Source organism: Sorangium sp. So ce295 (assembly GCF_051527405.1).
Lineage (GTDB): Bacteria > Myxococcota_A > Polyangia > Polyangiales > Polyangiaceae > Sorangium > Sorangium cellulosum_B.
In genome coordinates this window covers 5,386,309-5,405,028 of sequence record NZ_CP150324.1, presented here as the reverse complement: position 1 = coordinate 5,405,028, position 18,720 = coordinate 5,386,309, and the positions used below count along the sequence as shown (strand labels likewise).

At 74.2% G+C, this 18,720-nt stretch carries 13 protein-coding genes; 5 read left to right on the top strand and 8 right to left on the bottom strand.

What is annotated here, in order from left to right; all coding sequences use genetic code 11:
- The first annotated feature begins 32 nt into the window (after positions 1 to 32).
- Complete coding sequence (locus WMF11_RS20350) at positions 33 to 281, top strand: hypothetical protein (protein WP_437978627.1); 249 nt, start codon at positions 33 to 35, stop codon at positions 279 to 281.
- Entirely contained in the window at positions 278 to 682 is a 405-nt protein-coding gene (gene vapC, locus WMF11_RS20345; protein ID WP_437873032.1) for a type II toxin-antitoxin system tRNA(fMet)-specific endonuclease VapC, read from the top strand. Before WMF11_RS20350 ends, vapC begins: the two co-directional genes overlap by 4 nt.
- 1 nt (position 683) lies before the next feature.
- Here vapC and WMF11_RS20340 read toward each other — a convergent pair whose 3' ends face one another.
- The 3 genes from WMF11_RS20340 to WMF11_RS20330 all read right to left on the bottom strand — a co-directional run bounded on the left by WMF11_RS20340 (position 684) and on the right by WMF11_RS20330 (position 2,335).
- Entirely contained in the window at positions 684 to 1,226 is a 543-nt protein-coding gene (locus tag WMF11_RS20340) for a DoxX family protein (RefSeq protein WP_437978626.1), read from the bottom strand.
- Between the two features lie 24 nt (positions 1,227 to 1,250).
- Positions 1,251 to 2,045, bottom strand: a complete 795-nt coding sequence (locus WMF11_RS20335; RefSeq protein WP_437978625.1) for a helix-turn-helix domain-containing protein — start codon at positions 2,043 to 2,045, stop codon at positions 1,251 to 1,253.
- 110 nt (positions 2,046 to 2,155) lie between these two features.
- The gene (locus WMF11_RS20330) at positions 2,156 to 2,335 is read right to left on the bottom strand and encodes a hypothetical protein (RefSeq protein ID WP_437978624.1); all 180 of its coding nucleotides are present in this window, start codon (positions 2,333 to 2,335) and stop codon (positions 2,156 to 2,158) included.
- Between WMF11_RS20330 and WMF11_RS20325 the strand changes: the two genes are divergently transcribed.
- The gene (locus WMF11_RS20325; RefSeq protein WP_437910070.1) at positions 2,334 to 2,960 is read left to right on the top strand and encodes a recombinase family protein; all 627 of its coding nucleotides are present in this window, start codon (positions 2,334 to 2,336) and stop codon (positions 2,958 to 2,960) included. The two genes, WMF11_RS20330 and WMF11_RS20325, sit on opposite strands and share 2 nt — an antisense overlap.
- Before the next feature lie 31 nt (positions 2,961 to 2,991).
- Here WMF11_RS20325 and WMF11_RS20320 read toward each other — a convergent pair whose 3' ends face one another.
- Positions 2,992 to 8,157, bottom strand: a complete 5,166-nt coding sequence (locus tag WMF11_RS20320) for a pentapeptide repeat-containing protein (protein ID WP_437978623.1) — start codon at positions 8,155 to 8,157, stop codon at positions 2,992 to 2,994.
- Between the two features lie 250 nt (positions 8,158 to 8,407).
- Here WMF11_RS20320 and WMF11_RS20315 point away from each other — a divergent pair, with 250 nt between their 5' ends.
- Entirely contained in the window at positions 8,408 to 11,113 is a 2,706-nt protein-coding gene (locus tag WMF11_RS20315) for a dynamin family protein (RefSeq protein WP_437978622.1), read from the top strand.
- Between the two features lie 11 nt (positions 11,114 to 11,124).
- On the opposite strand, the gene WMF11_RS20310 is transcribed toward WMF11_RS20315, so the two are convergent.
- From WMF11_RS20310 to WMF11_RS20300, 3 genes are all read right to left on the bottom strand, one after another.
- A complete protein-coding gene (locus WMF11_RS20310) occupies positions 11,125 to 12,669 on the bottom strand; it encodes a protein kinase domain-containing protein (protein WP_437978621.1) in 1,545 nt (514 codons plus the stop codon).
- Positions 12,670 to 12,722: 53 nt separating this feature from the next.
- Entirely contained in the window at positions 12,723 to 14,312 is a 1,590-nt protein-coding gene (locus WMF11_RS20305; RefSeq protein WP_437978620.1) for a 3,4-dehydroadipyl-CoA semialdehyde dehydrogenase, read from the bottom strand.
- An 89-nt stretch (positions 14,313 to 14,401) separates the two neighbouring features.
- Positions 14,402 to 15,901 (bottom strand): TolC family protein, encoded by a 1,500-nt coding sequence (locus tag WMF11_RS20300; RefSeq protein ID WP_437910060.1) that lies wholly within the window; start codon positions 15,899 to 15,901, stop codon positions 14,402 to 14,404.
- Between the two features lie 161 nt (positions 15,902 to 16,062).
- Here WMF11_RS20300 and WMF11_RS20295 point away from each other — a divergent pair, with 161 nt between their 5' ends.
- Positions 16,063 to 17,109: a hypothetical protein gene (locus WMF11_RS20295; RefSeq protein WP_437978619.1), complete on the top strand. Its 1,047-nt coding sequence runs from the start codon at positions 16,063 to 16,065 to the stop codon at positions 17,107 to 17,109.
- Between the two features lie 61 nt (positions 17,110 to 17,170).
- Here WMF11_RS20295 and WMF11_RS20290 read toward each other — a convergent pair whose 3' ends face one another.
- Positions 17,171 to 18,658 carry a hypothetical protein gene (locus WMF11_RS20290; RefSeq protein WP_437978618.1) on the bottom strand — a complete coding sequence of 496 codons (1,488 nt, stop codon included), beginning with the start codon at positions 18,656 to 18,658 and terminating at the stop codon, positions 17,171 to 17,173.
- Positions 18,659 to 18,720 lie beyond the last annotated feature (62 nt).

Genomic DNA, 18,720 nt, shown 5'->3' with positions numbered 1-18,720 from the left:
CCCTATCCGCTCGTTCCGGAGGAGCACCCTGGATGAACACGGTTCGCAAGCTGTACGAGAGCGACGATCAAGGCACAGTGCGCGTCGACCTGGAGGTTGGCGCCCCTCACCGTCGAGTCGAGGTCGTGCTCGTCTGGCAGGAGATCGATGCCCCCCAAATCCCGCCGGAGGTGCTGGAGAAGAAGCGGGCCGAGCTCGAGGCGCTGGCCGGCGCCTTGTCCGATGATCCCATCGCGCGTCCCGTACAGCCGCTCCTCGAGACCCGGCTTCCGATCGAATGAAGTACCTCCTCGACAGCAACACCTGTATCCGATTCCTCAACCAACGGTCGCAGGCGCTCATCGATCGCCTGACCGACACACCCGATGAAGACATCTGCGTGTGCAGCGTCGTCAAGGCGGAGATGTTCTACGGGTCGGAGCGAAGCGCGCGGCGCGAACGGAACCTCGCCGTTCAGCGAACCTTCTTCGCTCGCTACAGATCGCTCTCGTTCGACGACGTAGCCGCAGAGAGGTACGCCGTGATTCGAGCTGATCTCGAGGGACGCGGACAGGCCATCGGAGCCAACGATCTGCTCATCGCCGCGATCGCGCTCGCACACGATCTCACGTTGGTGACGCACAACATCTCCGAGTTCTCCCGCGTTACGAAGCTCCGGCTGGAGGACTGGGAGACGACCTGAGCTAACCCGTGGCCCCGCCGGCGCGGTCGCCTCGATCGGCAGCGCCTGGCGCGCCGCGCAGCCCAATCCGAGCGCGTTCACGCTTCGTCCGCTCGCCGCCACGAGCGCCGATCACCACGGCGACCGTCGCGCCGACGAACGCGATCTGCATCAGCGTTCGCGGCAGGAGCGGCGTCACCGGATTGCCGCCCAGGCTGAGCCCCGCGCGCGCCGCATACACGTTCGCAGGGAACATCGCCACGAGCAGCACCGTCAGCCCCGCAGCCGCCCACGGCGCGAGCCGCGGGACCAGGAGCGCCGCCGCGCCTGCGATCTCCAGGACCCCCGTCGCGGCCACGAGGATCTCGGGGTAGGGCAGCGCCGGCGGCACCATCGCCACGAGCTCGGCGCGCCGGCTCCCGAAGTGGGCCGATCCGGTCAGCAGGAACATCGCCGCGAGGGCGTACCGCAAGCACGTCACCCAGCTCCCGAGGTGCCTGACGCCGAGGCGCCCGAGGACTACGAACAGCGCGAACGAGATCGAGAGGACGAGCAGAGGTGCCATGCCCTCAAGGTGGCGACCCGCTCCTCACCCGTCTTGAACGAGCTGGCTACGGCGCCTCAGATCGGAGGGGCTCACCCCGAACATCCGGCGGAAGGTCCGGGTCATGTGCGCCGCGTCTGCGAAGCCGGCCGCGCTGGCGGCCTTCGAGAGCGCCGCGCCGCCGGCGATCGCCGCCCCGGCGCGCTCCAGCTTGAGCCACAGGAGGTACGGCCGCAGCGGCACACCGACGCTCTCCGTGAAGGCGTGCATGAACCGCCCCGGCGAGAGCCGCGCGATGCGGGCCAGGGCCTCGAGCGACGTGTCCGCGTCTCCGGCGCCTTCCCGCAGATGGCGCAGCACCCGCCGGACCCCCGGGTGCCTCGGCCTCGGCGAGGAGGGCGGGACCGCGATCCCCAGCGCCTCGAACACGCCGGGCAGCGCCGCCGAGAGCCCGGCCTCTCCACGCTCGGCGACGCACGACCGCAGCCGATCCGCGGTCTCGCTGCCCATGACCTCGATGGGCGACGCCCCGAGCGCCTGGGCGAGCCCATCTCCGACGTTGCTCTCCGGCTCGATGAACACGATGAGCACACGGAGGCCCGACGCGTCGATCGCGTGCGCGGTGTCCGGGGCCGTGAGGACGGCGCCTCCCGGCTGGAGCGCGCCCCCGTCGGCCGTCTGGATCTGGAGCTCCCCGTCGAGCGCCAGCACGAGGTGCCAGCAATGGTGGGCGTGCAGCGTGCTCCGCTCTCCAGCGCCCCACGTCGCCAGCACGGAGGGCCACGGGCGCAGGACGCCCGCGGGCGCGGCGAGGCCTGTCGTTCTCGGCGGGAGGAGCATCGGTCCGGAGTCTACCCGGACGCAGCGGATGCCTTGGCTGGGCTCATCACGCAAGCGCCGCGCCCTTCGGGCGCGCTGATCTGCTGGGCGTGGTCCGCAGAGCTGCCGCGCTACCGTCCGATGCGCGCGCGGTCGGCGGCGCACGTCTCCGCCGAGAGCGTGCCGAGGTACGCATCGGACAGGGGCGCGGCGAACCTCCGGCGCGCGCCGCTCGGAGACGAGCCACCCGCGCCCGCGCGACCACGCCCCGCTGGACAACCATCGCCGTCCAGGATTCTCTCGTCGCGCATGACAGCTCGCCGGTTCAAGCGCGGCAGCCCGGAGCGCGCCGTCGCCTACGTCCGCGTCTCCACGGACGCCGCGTGCGCCTCGGCTCCAGAGCAGCGCCAAGCGATCGAGGCCTGGGCCAGCCGGGAAGGCGTCGAGATCGCATCCTGGCACGAGGATCGCGGGGAGGACATCGGCGACCGGCCCGGCTTCGCGGCGGCGCTCGAGGCGCTCACCCTCGCCGGCGCCGGCCTGCTCGCGGCCGCGAGCGAGGACCGCGCCAGCATCGCGGGGCTCAGCGGCCCGTACAGGTCCGCCGCAGGCGAGCGCGGCGCGCGCCTCGTGACCGCCGACGGGAGCGGGATGCCGGACGGGACGCACCGATGCCCGATCTGCGGTGATCCCTTGGAGCTGTGGCCACGCCACCCGCGCGCGGTGTGCGGGCTTTGCAAGCATGAGGCCACGGACGAGGCCGGGCGGCCTCTCGAGTTCTTCAACACGTCGTTCGAGGGCGGCTTCGGGGCGCGCTACGCGGATACCGGCGAGCCTCGGGACAGCCACGCATGCGTCATCCGGGGCGTGAGGTGCCGCGCCGACGAGGGCCGATTCGGCGGGATCGTGATCGAGGCGATCGACGAGGCGCCGTAATGGATCGGGCTGGCAGCTCGGCAATCCGCGCTCAGCCCCGGCCGAGCGCAGGCCGCAAGGGGAGCACCGGCTCGTCGTCCGGGATGCGCAGGCCAGGGACCAGCGCGTCGAGCTCGCCCGGCTCGAAGCGGCAGAGGTTCGCGGCGTGCCAGAAGCCTCCCGCGACGTTGCCACCAGCCTTGTAGCGGCCGTCGGGGCGGAAGGCGACCCAGCCCTCGGGGAGCTTGAGGAGCACGGCGAGGCAAGCGCCGGTCAGCACGTCCCAGAAGCGGACGGTGCCGTCGGTGGAGCTGGAGAGCAGCGTCTCGCCATCCGGCATGAAGGCCACGCTCACGACCTCGCCGGTGTGCCCCTGGAGGACGCGCGCCATCTCGTCGGCGGACACGCGCCAGAGGAGAACGCTGCCGTCGTCGGATCCCGATGCGAGCCAGGTACCGTCGGGGCTGAAGGCCAGGCCCATCACCGGGCCGGCGTGGCCGCGCAGCGCGCGTGGCTCGCGGCCCTCGGCGAGGGGCCAGAGCCGCACGGTCGTGTCGTCCGATGCCGAGGCCAGCGTCGATCCATCAGGGCTGAACGCCACACTCCTCACGGCGTGGCCATGACCTTCCAGCACACGCACCGCTCCTTCGCCGTCCGCCTGCCAGAGCCGGATGGTTCGATCGACCGATCCTGAGGCCAGCGTCGATCCATCAGGGCTGAACACCACGCTGCTGATTCCATCGTCGTGACCTTCCAGCACGCGAAGCGGCTCCGCTGTCTCGGTGCGCCAGAGTCGCACTGTCCTGTCGAGCGAGCCTGACGCGATCACGCCCCCGTCATGGCGGAAGGCGATATCCGTGATGCCATGATAATGCCCGCTCAAAACGAGCTCCGTGCGGTCTGCGCCGAGTCTCCGGAGCCGGATCGTGTGGTCGTAGTGCGCGAACGCCATCGTCGTGCCGTCAGGGCTGAAGGCTAGCGTCACGGTGGGGAGGCGGCGATGCATGGGCGGCGGCAGCGCATTCCATGTCGACATCCGCCAGAGATGAGCGCCAAAGTCCTCGGAGGCGAGCGCGAGCGTCGCACCATCGCTGCTCAAGGCCATGGCGATCGCCACGCTCGGCTGTCCTTTCAGCACGCGCAAGGCGCCGCCGGTCGACACTTGCCACAGCCGCACCGTGTTGTCCTTCGATCCCGAGGCGAGCGTGGCGCCGTCAGGGCTGAACGCGACGCTCGTCACGCCGGCAGCGTGGCCCTCGAGCGCGTGTAACGCGACGCCTGATCGATTCCACAGCTGCACGGCCCCATCTCCCGAGCCAGAGGCGAGCGTGGCGCCGTCAGGGCTGAACGCGACGCTCCTCACATGTCGCGCGTGGCCCTTCAGCATGTGCAGCATCTCGGCCGTCGATACGCGCCAGAGGCCAATGTCGTAGTCAAGGGAGCCGGAGGCCAGCGTCTCGCCGTCGGGGCTGAACGCAACGCTGAGGACGCCACCCCGGTGGCCGCTCAAGACGCGGAGCGTCTCGCCGGTCGCGACCTTCCAGAGCCGGATGACGGTGTCGTGGGCTCCGGAAGCCAGTGTCTCGCCGTCGGGGCTGAACTTGACGGCCATCACTCCATCCAGATGGCCGCGGAGCACGGCGATCTGCTGGAAGGTGGCCACCTGCCAGAGCCGGACGGTGCGATCAGAAGACCCGGAAGCCAGCGTCTCGCCGTCAGGGCTGAACGTCACGCTGTTCACGTTATGAGCGTGCCCCTTGAGCACGCAGAGCACGTTGCCAGTCGAGACGTCCCACAGCCGGACGGTGCAATCGTCCGAGCCGGACGCGAGCGTCTCCCCGTCAGGGCTGAAGGTGACGCTCGTAACCCAGGCGACGTGGCCGTTCAGCCTGCGCAGCGCGCTCCCTGTCGCCATGTCCCACAGCACGATCCCGTGGGCGTGACCCGATGCGAGCAAGGTCCCATCGGGGCTGATCGCCACGGCGTTGCACCGGCTGCCGTGCATCCAGGCCGGCTCGAACCTCGCCGCCTCCGGCATCGCCGCGCCGAACGTGTCGCACCCATCGAACCGCGCCCCCCGCGCCCCGACGAGCTTCGCTCCGCGCAGCCTCGTTGAAGCGAGCGTCGCCCCCGTCAGATCCGCGCCCACGAGGCGCCCCCGCACCGCCGTCACCCCCGTCAGATCCGCCCCGCGGAGCGCCGCGCCGGAGAGGTCCGCCCCGTCGAGCAGCGCCCCTGCCATCAGCGCGCCGCTCAGGTTGGCCCCCACGAGCTTCGCCTCCCTCATGTCAGCCCCGCGCAGGTCGCACCCGCTGAGGTCCTTCCCCGAGAGGTCCTGCCCCCGCAGGTCCGCCCCCGCGAGGTTCATCCGCTCGCCCACCCCGAGCCGCATCCGCCCGTCGATCCGCAGCGCGTTCGCCGCCGCCACCGTCCCCCACGCCCCGCCGAGCGCCGCGCGTACCCACGTCGCCGCCGCCTCCCTTCCCGCGAGCGCGCCGAAGAAATCGGCCATCAGGTCGCTCACCTCTCGCTGCGCGAGCGCCGCCGCCTCGCCGGCGCGCTGCACCTCCTCGGCGGCCTCCCGCGCCACGAGCCACTCGAGCACGGACTGGTGGATGAACCGGAAGTTCTCCTGGTCGTCCCACACGAGCAGCGTCCCCGATCCGATCTGGTGCGCCGTCACCCCGACATCGAGCTCGTGCCTGCCGAGCGCCTGCAGCGCCGCGATCAGCTCCGCCGGCAGCTCGCGCACGTTCACGCTCTGCTCCGTCCGCTGCCACAGCCGCGTCGCGAGCTCCGTCACCGCCCGCCACCGCTGCGCCACCGACAGCCCCGGCTGCGCGCCCTTCGGGTGCGCGCGCTCGTACTCCCAGACGAGCCACCGATCCAGGAGCAGCCTGTACAGCCCCGCCGAGGTGATCTCGCCGTCGCCCGACTTCGCCTGCCGCAGCTGCGCCTCCTCGATCTCGGCGATGAACCCCAGCATCCGCGGGTTCGCCGACAGGCCGAGCAGGTCCTTCACGTCCGCGAGCAGCCGCATGCGCGCGTCCGCCGCCTCCTCGCTGCCGAGCCGATTCACCAGGAACCGGTGGATCTGCCCCTCGGTGAACGGTCGCAGCCGCGCGAGCCGGTAGCCGGGCAAGAGCGCGGCCTTCTCCGCGAGCGCGGACCGCACCTGTTGCTCCGAGATGAAGTGCTGGCTGCGGCTCGTGACCACCACCTTCGCCGCCTTGCCCTGCGCCGCCTGGATCAGCGTGTCGAAGTGCTCGACCGCGCGGTCGTACGTCACGCGGAAGGCGAGCTCGTCGAAGCCGTCGAACAGGAGGGCGATCCGCCCCTCGCCAAGCATGTGCCGGAACGCGGGCAGATCGATCTTGCCGAGCCCCGCGAGCGCCAGGTGCTGCGCGATGAGCGCGTTCAGGTCGCGCGCCTTCTCCAGCGCGCGCATCTCGATGAGCACCGGCGTCAGCGGGCCGCCCGCCCTGCCCAGTCGCCGCGCGAGCTCGTGCAGGAGGAACGTCTTGCCCGTGCCGAAGTCGCCGAGCACCAGCACGAACCGGCTGTGCTCCGAGTCGAGCAGCTCTGCGACGGCGTCGAGCGCGCGCTCGTGCAGCACCTCCTCCTGGCCCATCGTGAGCGCGATGCGCTGGTCGACGTAGAGCGCAGGCGGATACGTGAGATCCCGCTCGAGGCCCGCGTTCTGCCACGCCAGGTAGCCGCGGAAGTCGATGAGGCCCTGGTACTCGAGGAACCGCACGAGGCGCACGCGCCGCGCGCTCGCGTAACGCACGAGCTCCTCCGGCGCGGGCTCGCCGCCGTAGACCAGCGTGGACACGAGGCCGGGATCCTCGCGCCGGTACGACGCGTCGATGCTCTCGATGAACGCGGAGACCGCCTCGGTCGAGATGCCGCTCTCGAGCGCCGCGAGCGGCGCGATCCGGACGATGCCGCCCTCGTTGACCGAGACGCGGAGGTAGACGCCGAAGGGGAGGGGCGCGTCGAACCACTCGATCTTCACGCCCTCGGGCTCGCGCAGCCTGCACACGCGCTCGACCCGCGAGAGGAAATCGTCGCTGCGCCCTTCCCCCGGCAGGAGGATGTCGTCGCCGTGCGGATCCGCGTGGCCGCCCCGCACCCGCGCCGGGAAGCGGCGCAGCCTCGGGCCTCGCCCGGCGTGATCGGCGCGCGCAGGCGCAAGAAAGCGCCTCAGAAAGGCGACGAGGAACTCCGCCGAAGCGCGGCACGCGAACGCACGGAAGCTGTCGTCCTTGTCGTGGTCGGCGTGATCCGAGACCGCCTTCGCGATGATCGACCGCCGCCCGAGGCGCTCCGCGACGTAGCCGATCGCCGCGGCCTCCATCTCGACGCCGAGCACCTTGCGCCCGATCGGCTTCAGCCGCTCGAACAGCCCCGCGTCCTCCTGCACCGCCTTGCCTGTGGCGATCGGGCCGATGTGCACGCGGAACGGCCGGGCCGACGGCGGGCCGTCCGGGTGGAGCAGGCGATCCCGGCGGACCTGCGCCACGCCCGCCTCCGTGAGCTCGAGGCCGCCGTCGCCGATGCGGAGCGCGCCCGCCGCCTCCAGCTCGCCGATGCGCTCGGTCCAGCCCGGGCACCGCGCTGCGCGCTCCGGCCGCGAGACGGGCGGCGGTCCCCCCTCCACCTGGCTCGCGTAGAGCGCGTGCCGGAGCCACCACGCCTGCGAGGGCTTCGACGGCGGGCGCTCGGCCGCGAACGCGGTCTGCCGCTCGAACTCGCGCGCGAAGAGCGCGGCATCCATGTTCCACGTGCGCTCGAGGTTGTACGTCTCGATGTCGTGGAAGAACGCGCCCTCGCCGCCGTGGGCGACGCGCTTGCCCTCGTCGTAGCTGTAGACCCGGTCGGCGACGATGACGTCGCCGAGCGACACCTCGCCGCGCTTGCCGGCGCAGATGCCGCACATCGCGAGGCACCCTGGATCGAGCTCCTCGATGAGCCCCTGCGCCCTCGCCGCCGCCGCGCTCTCGCCCATCCGCCCCGACCACGCCGCGGCGATGCGGAGCGGCTCGCCGCGGTCGTTCGGGAGGTCGCGGACGAAGTACGGGAACCCGCCTGGATCCCGCGCCTCCCGCCAGCCGTCTCGACCGCCCTCGCCGAGCGCGAGGACCGCCTCGAGCTCGTCCTGCAGCGCGGTGACGATCAGCGCGTCGACGCGCCCTTTAACGATGTCTGCCGGCACAGGTCCACTCTAACAACAGGCGCTCACGTTCCGGGCTCGGTCCGATCGAGACCTGGCCGAGCGCTTGTGGTCAGATCCTGAAGGGGCCCAGACCTGACGGTCCCCCTCGTTTTCGAGGCACCCCCCAGGTCGAGACCTCCAGCGAGGCTCCCCGGGGGAGCCGCCGGCCAGATCGGAGCCCGGCCGCCCGCCGCTCCAGCGTTCGCTTCTTCCTGGACGACCGCCCTCCCGGGAGGCTTTGATCCCGCCCATGGCCAGGCTCGTCGAGGCGCTGAACCGGTTCTTCGGGCGGGTCGAGATCCTCGCCCTCGGCCTCGAGAACGAGCGCAGCGCCGCCGAGGCCGCGCTCGCGAAGGGCATGCCCCTCGAGGCCCGCGAGCACGCCCGCACCATCCTCTCCGTGCTGCCCGACTCGGCCGTCGGGCTGGCGCTCTGGGCCGACGCGGCGGAGGACGCGTGGCTCGACCAGGAGGTCGTCGCCTCGCTCACGGATCTCGCGAAGCGCGTCCCGTGGCGCGCCGACGTGTGGCTCCGCCTCGGCCGCGCGGGGCAGCGCATCGGCTGGGACGGCGCGCGCGACGCGCTCGAGCGGGCGACGTCGGCGCCGGAGGAGCGCGACGCGGCGCGCCTCGCGCTGCTCGATCTCTCGGACCTCGACCTCGCCGCGGGCGACCCGGCCCGCGCGCAGCGCTGGCTCGACCGCATCCCGGCGCCGCTCACGACCGTGCCCGACCGCGACGTGGCCCTCCGCCGCGCCGAGTGCGCGCTCGCGTACGGCGATCTCGACGGCGCGCGCGCCGCCGCGGAGATCCTCGGCGAGCCCACCGCGATCGAGGGGCGCGCCGCCCTCGTGCTCGCCCGGCTCGCGCTGGCCGAGGCGAGCGCCGCGGCGGGGTTCCCCGCGGCGGGCTCCTCCGCGGCGGCCCTGCCGCCCGCCGTGGTGGGGCGGGCGCTCGACCTCGGGCTGCGGGCGCTCGTGCTCGACGTCCCCGGCGCGGCCGAGCTCTGCGCCGCCCTGGTCGCCGCCTCCCGCGACGTGCTCGTCGTCGACCGCGTGCGCCGCGTCGTCCGCGCCGCGGGCGCGCTCGACGAGCCGACCTGGGCCGCCGCGTTCGCCTTCGCCGAGGGGCGGCGCGACGACGCGCGGCAGGCGCTCGCGCGCGGGCTCTCCGCGGGCGACCGCGCCGCCGCGGCGGCGCTGCTCCGCATGGCCGTCGAGACCCGTGACCTCGGCGCGCTCGACGCGCTCGTCGCGCGTGGCAACGCCAAGGACGACGACAAGGCGCCGCGCGGCGCGGCCGCGCCCCCGCTCCCGCCCGACCTCGTCCGGCTGCGCGACGCCGTGGCGATGGCGTCCGCGGGGCAGGGGAGCGGCGCGCTCGACGCGCTCGACGCGGTGACCGGCGAGGGCGCGGCGTGGGCCGACGACATGCGCCGCGCGATCGCGCAGGCGTGGGTCCCCCCCGCGGGCGGCCCCGCCGGGGCCCGCGCGGCCGCCGCGTGGGGCGACGTGCTGCGCGAGCTCGCGCGCACGGCCAAGCTCCTCGACCGGCTCGACCTGCTCGCGGCGATCGAGGCCCTCGCGGTGGAGCGGGAGCGGCCGCTCCGCGCGGCCGTGGTGGGCGAGTTCAACGCGGGCAAGAGCACGTTCCTGAACGCGCTGCTCGGCGAGGACGTGGCGCCGACCGGCGTCCTGCCGACGACCGCGACGCTCCACTGGGTCGCCTGGGCGCCCGATCCGTTCGCGCGCGTCGTCGTGCGCGGCGGCCAGGACCGCGTCGTGCCGCACGCGGCGCTGAAGGACACGCTGCGCGCGCTCGCGGCGGCCGGGGACAAGGTGGCGCGGGTGTTCATCTACGCGCCGATCGAGCGGCTCAAGCGCGTCGAGATCCTCGACACGCCCGGCTTCAACGCGCCCGACCCCGATCACATCGCCGAGGCGCGGCGGGCGTTCGACGAGGCCCACGTCGCCATCTGGCTGCTCGACGCGCCCCAGGCGATGAAGGAGTCGGAGCGGCGGGTGCTCTCCGAGATCAGCGCGCTCGGCGTGCCCGTGCAGATCCTCGCGAACAAGGCCGACCGGCTCAAGCCCGACGCCCTGGAGACGGTGCTCGCGCACGTGCGCGACAGCCTCGCGGCGAGCTCCATCGCCTCGCTCACGCCGCCGATCGGTTTCTCGGCGAGGCTCTCGCTGAAGGGACGCCTCGGCGACGAGGCGGCGCTCGCGGCGTCGGGGTGGGCCGAGGTCGAGGCGCTCTTCGCCGAGCAGATCGTCGACGCGAGCGACGCGCTCCGCGAGCGCGCGCTCCGCCGCAAGGCGGGCCGCATCGCGGCCGAGCTCGCCCAGGCGGCGTCGGCGCGCGCGGCCGAGGACCGCGAGGCCGGGCGGAGGGCGCGCGCCGAGGCCGACCGGCTCCGCGCGAGCGCGGCGTACCTGCGCCGCGAGCGGCGCGCGCTCGCCGCGGCGATCGACAAGGCGCTCGAGCCGGCGCGCCGGGAGCTCGCGTCCGACCTGCGCCCGATCGCGGCGCTGCCCGAGGAGCGCAAGCGCACCGACGCGAGCGTCCGCGCCTACGTGCAGGAGCGGCTCGTGGCGCGGCTGAGCTGGCCGCTCTCCGCCGAGATCGCGAGGGCGGCGCGGGCCGGCGCCGAGCCGGCGGCGCGCGGCGCGCGCGGCGCGAGCGGCGCCGACGAAGCGGGCGCCGCGCCGTCGCCGCGGGCGGCGGCCCACGTGCGCGCCGTCCTGATGGGCATGGTGGCGGTCCACGACGCCCCCGACGAGCTCGCGGCGCGCCCGATCGAGGGCGTCGTCGAGGCCGCGATCGACGCGTTCGCGATGGCGCTGTCGGCCGAGGCGGAGGCGCCGGTCCCGCCGCCCGCGTCGGCGGCGGTCGAGCTGCGCGCGCAGGCGCTCCGGGCCGCCTTCGAGGCGCCCGTCACGCCGGCCAGCGCCTGAGGCGCGAGGCGTCAGCGGCTCAGGAAGAAGGCGAGCACCCCGAGCGCCAGCCCGATCACCAGCGCCAGCGGCACCACGAGCTTGACCATCCACAGGTCCGTCGGGCGCGCGGGCGGGCGGCGATCGCGCCGGACCGGCGCCGGCGTGATCTCGATGACGTTCTCGGCCGAGGACCGCGACGGCGGCCGCGCCGGCGCGGCGGCGCCGCGCGGCGCCTCCGGCCTCGGGGACGGCGCGCGGGCGCCCGCGGCAGGGAGGAGCGGCCCGAAGTCCTTGCGATCGTGGATCACGACGTCGCTTGCCGGCGGATCGCTCGTCGGCGCGACGAGCCGCCGCACCGCCGGGAGCGTGCGCGAGAAGTCGTCCGACGTCGGTCCGGCCGGCGCCTCGCGCGGGAGGGCGATGCCGGGGAGCGTCGCGGCGAGCGACAGGATCGCGCTCGACGGCGGCCCGTCCGTCAGCGACGCCTCGCGGAACACGGACTTCGCCAGCACCTCGCCCCGCTGCGCCGGCGGCGGCATGTCGCCCTCACGCAGCGGCGGCGCGGCCGTCATGGAGCTCCGGAGCGACGGCGGCATCGCCACTTCGAGGGTCGGCGCGTCCTCGGGCGCGCTCGTCCGGGCGGCAGGGAGCAGCGCTTCCGACAGGTGGGGGAGGAGCCGCTCGAGCTCGTCGCGCAGCTCGGCCGCGCTCTGCTGGCGCTGGTTCGGCCATTTCGCGAGCGCGGTGAGGATGATCGCCTCGAGGGCAGGGTGGATCTGCGGCAGGAACTGGCTCGGCGCGGGCGGCGGCTTCCGGAGGTGATCCATCGCCACCTCCCACGCGACGGGCGTGGGCGGGAAGGGGAGCCGGCCCGTGACGAGCAGGAACAGGAGCACCCCGCACGCGTACACGTCGCTGCGCCCGTCGATGACGTCGCCGCGGCACTGCTCCGGGGACATGTACGCGGGCGTGCCGACGACCACGCCGACCGTGGTGACCGAGCCCCAGACGCTGATGGGCGCGCTGTTCGGCCCGTCGTCGCCGCCGCCGCGGGTGTTCCTCTCGACCATCTTCGCGATCCCGAAGTCGAGCACCTTCACGCGCTCGACCGACGGATCCGCCGGATCCCGCATGACCATCACGTTCTCGGGCTTGAGATCGCGGTGCACGATGCCCCGCGCGTGGGCGGCGGCGAGGGCGTCGGTGATGCCGATCAGGAACCGCGCGGCGCGGGCCTCGGAGAAGCGGCGCTCGGCGAGCAGGACCTCGAACAGGTCCTGCCCGGCGACGAGCTCCATCACGATGTACGGCAGGTGCCCTTCCACGCCGGAGTCGAGGATCTGCACCGTGTTCGGGTGGTGGAGGCGCGACGCCGCCTTCGCCTCCCGGTAGAAGCGGGTGACGAACGTCTCGTCGCCGAGCAGCTGCGGGTGCATGATCTTGATGGCGACGTCGCGCGGCTCCGCGTCCTGCTCGCCGCGGTAGACAGCCGCCATCGCGCCTTCGCCGATGAACCCGGTGACGCGGAAGCGCCCTGCGATCGTCTTGCCGATGAGTTGCGGGCCCGCGCTCATGAGCGAGACTTCACCATAAAGTCCACGGAAAGAGCTACCCCGGCCTTCGCGATCTACGGCTTCGCCGGCGCGGGGCGGGGCTCGCCCTTCGCCCCGAGGATCGCCTCCAGGATCGGCCGCGACCCCTGCACGGCGGTGCGCTGCGAGTAGAAATGGAGCCCGCGCAGGCCGCCGAGCTCCTCGCCGCCGCCGGCGCGGCCCGGGCCGCCGTGGATCGTCTGCGGGAGGACGGTGCCCGGGCCGGGCGCCTGATCGGCGATCTTCTCGCTGCCGAGCAGGACGCGGCCGTGGTACGGCGCGACGCCGAGCAGCACCTCCGCCGCGAAGGCGCGGTCGTCGCTGTAGACCGAGCAAACGAGGCTCCCGCGGCCCCGGCGCAGGAGCGCCACCGCGTGCGCCGCGCCGCCGTCGTACGGGAAGAGCGTGGCGACGGGGCCGAAGACCTCGTGCTCGTGCGCGGCGGGCGCGCCGTCGGGGCCGCTCGCGACGAGCAGCGTCGGCGGCACGAAGTACCCCTTGCCCGGGGGCACTCCGATCGCCTCGAAGGGCTCAGCGCCGCCGAGCGCCACCGCAGCGCCCGCCGCGAGGCGCTCGATGCCCGCGCGCACGCCGCGGAGCTGATCGGACGTGGTCAGCGGACCCACCGTGACGCCCTCCTGCCCGGGATCGCCGACGCGCGCGTCGCGGAGGCGGTCGACGAGGTCGTCGCGCACGGCGTCGACGACGGCCGCGGGCGCGAAGATGCGGCGGATCGCTGTGCACTTCTGGCCGGCCTTCTGGGTGATGTCGCGCACGACGTCGCGCAGGAACATCGCGTACGTCTCGGAGCCGGGGACGGCGTCGGGGCCGAGGACGGCGCCGTTCAGGCTGTCGGCCTCGACGTTCACGCGGACGCCTTCCCGCACGAGGCCGGGCGAGAGCCGGAGCGCGGCGCCGGTGGCGCTCGATCCGGTGAAGGCGAGGACGTCCTCGCCGCCGAGGTGCGCGAGGAGATCGCCTGGCGGGCCGGCGACGAAGGAGAGCGCGCCGCGCGGCAGCGGGGCGCGCTCGGTGAAGATCTTCATCAGCCGGAGCGCGACGAGCGCGGTGCTGGTCGCGGGCTTCGTGATGACGGGCATGCCCGCGAGGAGCGCGCAGGCGGCCTTCTCCGCGAGCCCCCACGCGGGGAAGTTGAAGGCGTTGATGTGCACCGCGACGCCGGGGCGCGGGACGAGGATGTGCTGGCCGAAGAAGCGCGGCGAGCGCCCGAGCTGCACGCCGTCGCCGTCCGTGAGCAGCCGCGCGTCGCCGAGCTGGGCGCCCAGGTCGGCGTAGTAGGCGAGCGTGCCGATCGCGCCGTCGATGTCGAACTTGGCGTCGCCGCGGGTGTTGCCGCCGTTCCGGATGGCGACGTCGATGAGCGCGTCGCGCTCGGAGTGCGCGGCGCGCGACATGGCGCGGAGCACCTCGCCGCGCTGCGCGAACGTGAGCGCGCGCAGCGCGGGCCCGCCCTCGGCGCGCGCGAACGCCACCGCGGCCGCGAGGTCGAGGCCGTCCGTGCTCGTCTCGGCGAGCGGCTCCTCGGTCGCGGGGTTGACGAGCACGTGCGGCGCGCCCTGGCCGGCGCGCCACTGCCCTTCGACGTAGCTCTCGAGCCGCTCCATCGGGCGCGTAGCCTACTCGCGCGGTCGCTCGGCACAACCCCCGCGCGAGGTCGCGGCCGCGCTCGGCGGGCGCACGTCCTGCGCGCACCTCATTTGCACGAGGCGGACGCGAGCAGCGCGGTGATCTTCGCCTTCACCACCTGGAACTCCCGCACCGCGAGATCGAGCTCGGCCTCGCGCTGCCTGCGGCCGGACTCGACGAGATCGAAGCTCGTCGCGGTGCCGGCCTCGAACGCGACCTGCGTGAGGCGCGCGGTCTCGCGCGCGAGGTCGCGCGACTGCTCGGCGACAGCGCGCGACTGCTCGGCGACGGCGACGCCCCGGACCGCCTGCGTCGTCTCGAGCCCCGCGGTGCGCTCCACCGCCCCGAGGCGCACCCGCTGCTGCTCGACCGCGGCCCGGCTGATCTGGAGATCGCCGTAGCGCGCCCCGCCGTCCCAGATGGGGACGGTGAGCACGGCGCTGATGGACCACCCCCAGGACCGCGCCCTTCGGGTGGACTCGTCCCCGATCGAGGTGCGGGCGCTCAGCGTGCTCGACAGATCGACGTACGGGGCGAACGCGAGCTTCGCATCGGTGAGGTTGCGCTCCGCGATCTCGAGCTCGGCCTGGGCGGCGCGGACGTCCGCGCGCTGATCCGAGCGCGCCTCGGCGCACTCCGACTGCACCTCCGCCGCGATCGCGTTCAGCGAGAAGCCCTGCGGGACGCCGACCTCGCCGCGCTCGCCCAGCACCGCCCCGAGCGTCTCCCGCGCCTTGCGCAGCGCCTCGTCGCCGGACACGAGCGTCGCGCGGGCGAGGGCGACGTCCTGCTCCGCGCGGACGACATCGAGCTTCGTGCCGGTGCCGAGGCGCTCGCGCCGCCGGGTCAGCTCGAGCCGCTCGAGCGCGCTGCGCAGCCCGACCCGGTTGATCTCGCTGACCCGCTCGGCCGTGACGATCGAGACGACGGCGTCCGCCACCGCGCCGACGGTGACGCGGCGGCGATCCTCCAGGCTCAGCTTGGCGACGTCCACCGAGCGCCTGGCGGTGCCGATGCCGTACCAGGCGCGCGGGGCGAGGATGGGCTGGCGGAGCGTGAGCGACGCCGACGCGGTCGTCGGCGCGTCCTCGATCGCCCCCGCGCCCGGCTCCCCAGGGGCGGGAGCGATGCCCGGCGGGAACCTCACGGCGCCGCCGCCCGCCAGCTCGTGCGTCACGTCGCCGCGCGCGTCGAGGCTCGGCAGCGCCGCGGCGAGCGCCCGCCGCGCGACCCCCTCGGCGCGGGCGACCTCCTGCACGGCGATGGCGAAGTCGACCGACCGCTGCTCGATCATCCCGCGCGCGTCGTTCCAGCTCGCCAGCGTGCGCGCGGGCGGGGGGACCGGCGCGAGCGCCGGGTCGTTCACCTCGATGCGCTGCGGCATCGCCGGCGGCGCTGCGGCCGCCGTCGTCGGGGCCGCCGCGGGCGCCTGCTGGCCCGGCCGCGGCTGAGCCTGCTGGCCCGGTCGACCCTGGGGAGGCGCCGGCTGCGCGAGGGCGACGCCTTGGCACAGGGCGAGGACGGCGAGGTGGCTGACAGCGACCATGCGGAGCCGGCGATGGGGCATGCGCGACTCGATGCGCCGGACAGGGCGCGACGACAAGCCCGAAGCGGGCAGAGGCGCGCTCACGCCCTGTGCGTGTGTGCGAAACCGTGCGCGCGGCGAGCGCGCGCCGTGGGTCAGGTCGTGGCGACGAACCGAGGATGCGCCACTATTCTGGACCACCGATGCCAAGCCGGTTGCCCCCGATCGACATCTGCCTCGGCTGCGGGACGCGGCGGCGATGCGGCGCCGCGGACCCCTGCGCTCGCTGCGGCGAGCCGCCTCACCGCGCCGTGTGGCGGCGGCCCGAGCCGCGCGGCGCGTCGCCGAAGATCGAGCTGTTCCTGAGCGCGATCACGAGCGGGCTGCTGCTCGCGTACACGGCGCTCTACGGGCTGCTCCTCTCGGGCCTGGCCGCAGCCGCGGACGACTCCCTCGCGGCCGCCGCGCTGTTCGCGGCGAGCGTCCTGCTCGGCGCGAGGCTCGCGCGGTGGATCACGCGGTCGCTGTTCGATCTCTGGGGCACCACGTGGGCGTACTGCTCGGCCGACGGCGCCCGCCGGGGGACCGTGCGCACGCTCCTCGGGTGGTACGGCGCCGGCGAGGGCGTGAGCCTGACGGGGTTCCACCCGACGAGCCCGGGCTCGACGCTCTTCTGTTCCTCGGACGCGATCGAGGCGGGGCTCCCCGTCGTCGCCGCGAACCTCTCGCGCATCGCGGGGGCGAAGGGCGGCGACGCGTTCTCGCCGTTCGAGGTGCTGATGCTCAGCGCCTTCACGGGCCTCGTCGCGCGCGGCGAGGCGACCATCAGCAGGGCCACGGCGGTGCGCTGGCGGAAGGGCTGGCTCGGCGCAGCGCGGCGCGGCGCGGCGACGCCGATCTTCACGATCGAGCGCTCCGGCGATCGCGAGGAGGGCAGCGCGATCGAGCGCGAGATCCTCTCGGCGCTACAGGCGAAGGCGGACGGCCTCGCGCTCCTCGCGGAGCCCTCGCCGCCGGGGGGCTACCGCGACGCCGCGTGGCGGCCGCCGCCCGCGCGGCTCTGCATCGAGGAGGTGCTGTGCCCCCGCGCGCTCGCGCTGGCGGCGAGGGCGCTCCGGAAGGAGCCCCGCGGCGGCGCGCCGGTCGCGGTCGCCGCGGCGCTCGACGAGTTCGGCAAGCGCGACCCCGCCCGGATGAGCCACCTCCGCGTGCTGCTCGCGGAGCAACACCGCCGCGCGCTGTCGGCGTGAGCGGCCGCGCATCGTCGGCGTGAGCGGCCGCGCGTCGTCGGCGTGAGCGGCGCTGGGGCGCTCAGTGCCAGACGCCGATGCCGGCGCTCACGCTGTCATAGCGAGGCGCGAAGTCCATCGACGCCTGCAGCGTCAAGGCGGTGTCTGGGATCAGGCCCCAGAAGGTCGTCGAGAGCACGCGGACGTCCGCGCCGAACGTGAAGTGCTGCCGGCCGACACGCCCGCTCCCCAGGCGGCCGAAGCGGTTCGGCTCGTAGTAGCTGCCGAACCGCGTGTGCACGCGGCCCGGGATCGGCTCGGTCTCGATCCCGAACCGCGGCGAGAAGCTCACGTGCGCGCCCGAGGTGCCCACCGCCGACGGGCCGTGCTCGCTCCCGGGCTGCTTCTGCGCCAGGAAGCGCTCCAGGCTCACCCCGTTCGACACCGGGCCCGTGACGAGGAGCTCCGCCGTGATGAGCAGGTGCTCGCGCGGCCAGTTCCAGTAGCGCGCGCGCCGCTCCGCCTCGAGCACGGCCGGCCCCGCGGCGAGCTCGCGCTCGTCGTCGGCGCGCTCCCGCGCCCTCTCCGCCGCGAAGACGCGCTCGCGCCGCGCGCGCTCGTCCGGGTCGTCGATGGCGCCGAGCTCGCGCTCCCTCCGCTCTTCCCGCGCGGCCCGCCTGCGCGCGACCGCCTCGCGCAGCTCCCGCTCCTGGACGTGCGGGTCGATCCACGCCGGGTTGAGCGGGCGCGGTCCGACCTGCACGGCGAGGCCGACCTCGAGCTCCCAGGGGAGGACGACCTCGTCTGGCAGGATCAGCCCGCCGGCGCGGCGGACCTGCCCGTCCATCACCACGCCCTCGCCGAGCAAGCGGCCGCCGTTCACCGGGAAGCGGAACGTGGCGCCGAGCCGGTAGGACGCCCAGTCGGGGCGCACGAGCACCCCGAGCTCCGGGGAGATGCCCGCCATGGTCAGGTCGGTCTGCTCGGCCTGGAGGTTGAGCGTCACCGCGCGCGCGCCGGCGCCCAGCACGAGCGCGTCGCCGAGCAGGCGGACCCCGCCGAGGAAATGGTACTTGCCGATCACGACCGTGGTCTCGGCGCCGGCCTCGTCCGTCAGGGAGTACCGTTGCAGCTCGGCGTTGACCCCGGCGCCGAAGTCGCCCGCCTGGAGCTGGCCGCCGAGGGTCAGGTACACGAAATTCGAGTAATCGAGATCGATGTCGCCGCTGTTGTCGAAATCGTTGTTCTCGAAGAGCTCGATGGGCAGCGAGATCGAGGCGGCCACGTCCCACTCGAACCAGCGCATGCTGAACGGCTCGCGGAGCGCGGGCGCCGCGGCGTTGGCGACCATGCCGGCGATCCCCTCGGCGTAGCCGGCGTAGGCGCCGGCGATCCCGGTCACGCGCAGCGGCGCCAGGATGGGCCCCTGGAAGAGGTCGATGGTGTAGGCGTTGTCCTGGAGCGGCTGAGCCAGCGCGGCCCCGGGCGGGCCCAGGACGAGGGCCACCGCGGAGAGCGCCGCAGCGGATCGGCGGGCGATGATGCGGAGCGCCGCGGTCCTGTCGGTCACCTCGCGCTGCTCCCGTCCAACAGCATCTCGTCGCGCCCGCCGCGAGGTGATAGCACTGGCCC

What these genes read in the sequence shown, in the direction of transcription:
- WMF11_RS20315 (WP_437978622.1), top strand. Translation starts at nt 8,408, where the DNA reads ATGGCCAGGCTCGTCGAGGCGCTGAACCGGTTCTTCGGGCGGGTCGAG.
- WMF11_RS20350 (WP_437978627.1), top strand. Translation starts at nt 33, where the DNA reads ATGAACACGGTTCGCAAGCTGTACGAGAGCGACGATCAAGGCACAGTG.
- WMF11_RS20340 (WP_437978626.1), bottom strand. Translation starts at nt 1,226, where the DNA reads ATGGCACCTCTGCTCGTCCTCTCGATCTCGTTCGCGCTGTTCGTAGTC.
- vapC (WP_437873032.1), top strand. Translation starts at nt 278, where the DNA reads ATGAAGTACCTCCTCGACAGCAACACCTGTATCCGATTCCTCAACCAA.
- WMF11_RS20310 (WP_437978621.1), bottom strand. Translation starts at nt 12,669, where the DNA reads ATGAGCGCGGGCCCGCAACTCATCGGCAAGACGATCGCAGGGCGCTTC.
- WMF11_RS20305 (WP_437978620.1), bottom strand. Translation starts at nt 14,312, where the DNA reads ATGGAGCGGCTCGAGAGCTACGTCGAAGGGCAGTGGCGCGCCGGCCAG.
- WMF11_RS20300 (WP_437910060.1), bottom strand. Translation starts at nt 15,901, where the DNA reads ATGCCCCATCGCCGGCTCCGCATGGTCGCTGTCAGCCACCTCGCCGTC.
- WMF11_RS20335 (WP_437978625.1), bottom strand. Translation starts at nt 2,045, where the DNA reads ATGCTCCTCCCGCCGAGAACGACAGGCCTCGCCGCGCCCGCGGGCGTC.
- WMF11_RS20330 (WP_437978624.1), bottom strand. Translation starts at nt 2,335, where the DNA reads ATGCGCGACGAGAGAATCCTGGACGGCGATGGTTGTCCAGCGGGGCGT.
- WMF11_RS20325 (WP_437910070.1), top strand. Translation starts at nt 2,334, where the DNA reads ATGACAGCTCGCCGGTTCAAGCGCGGCAGCCCGGAGCGCGCCGTCGCC.
- WMF11_RS20295 (WP_437978619.1), top strand. Translation starts at nt 16,063, where the DNA reads ATGCCAAGCCGGTTGCCCCCGATCGACATCTGCCTCGGCTGCGGGACG.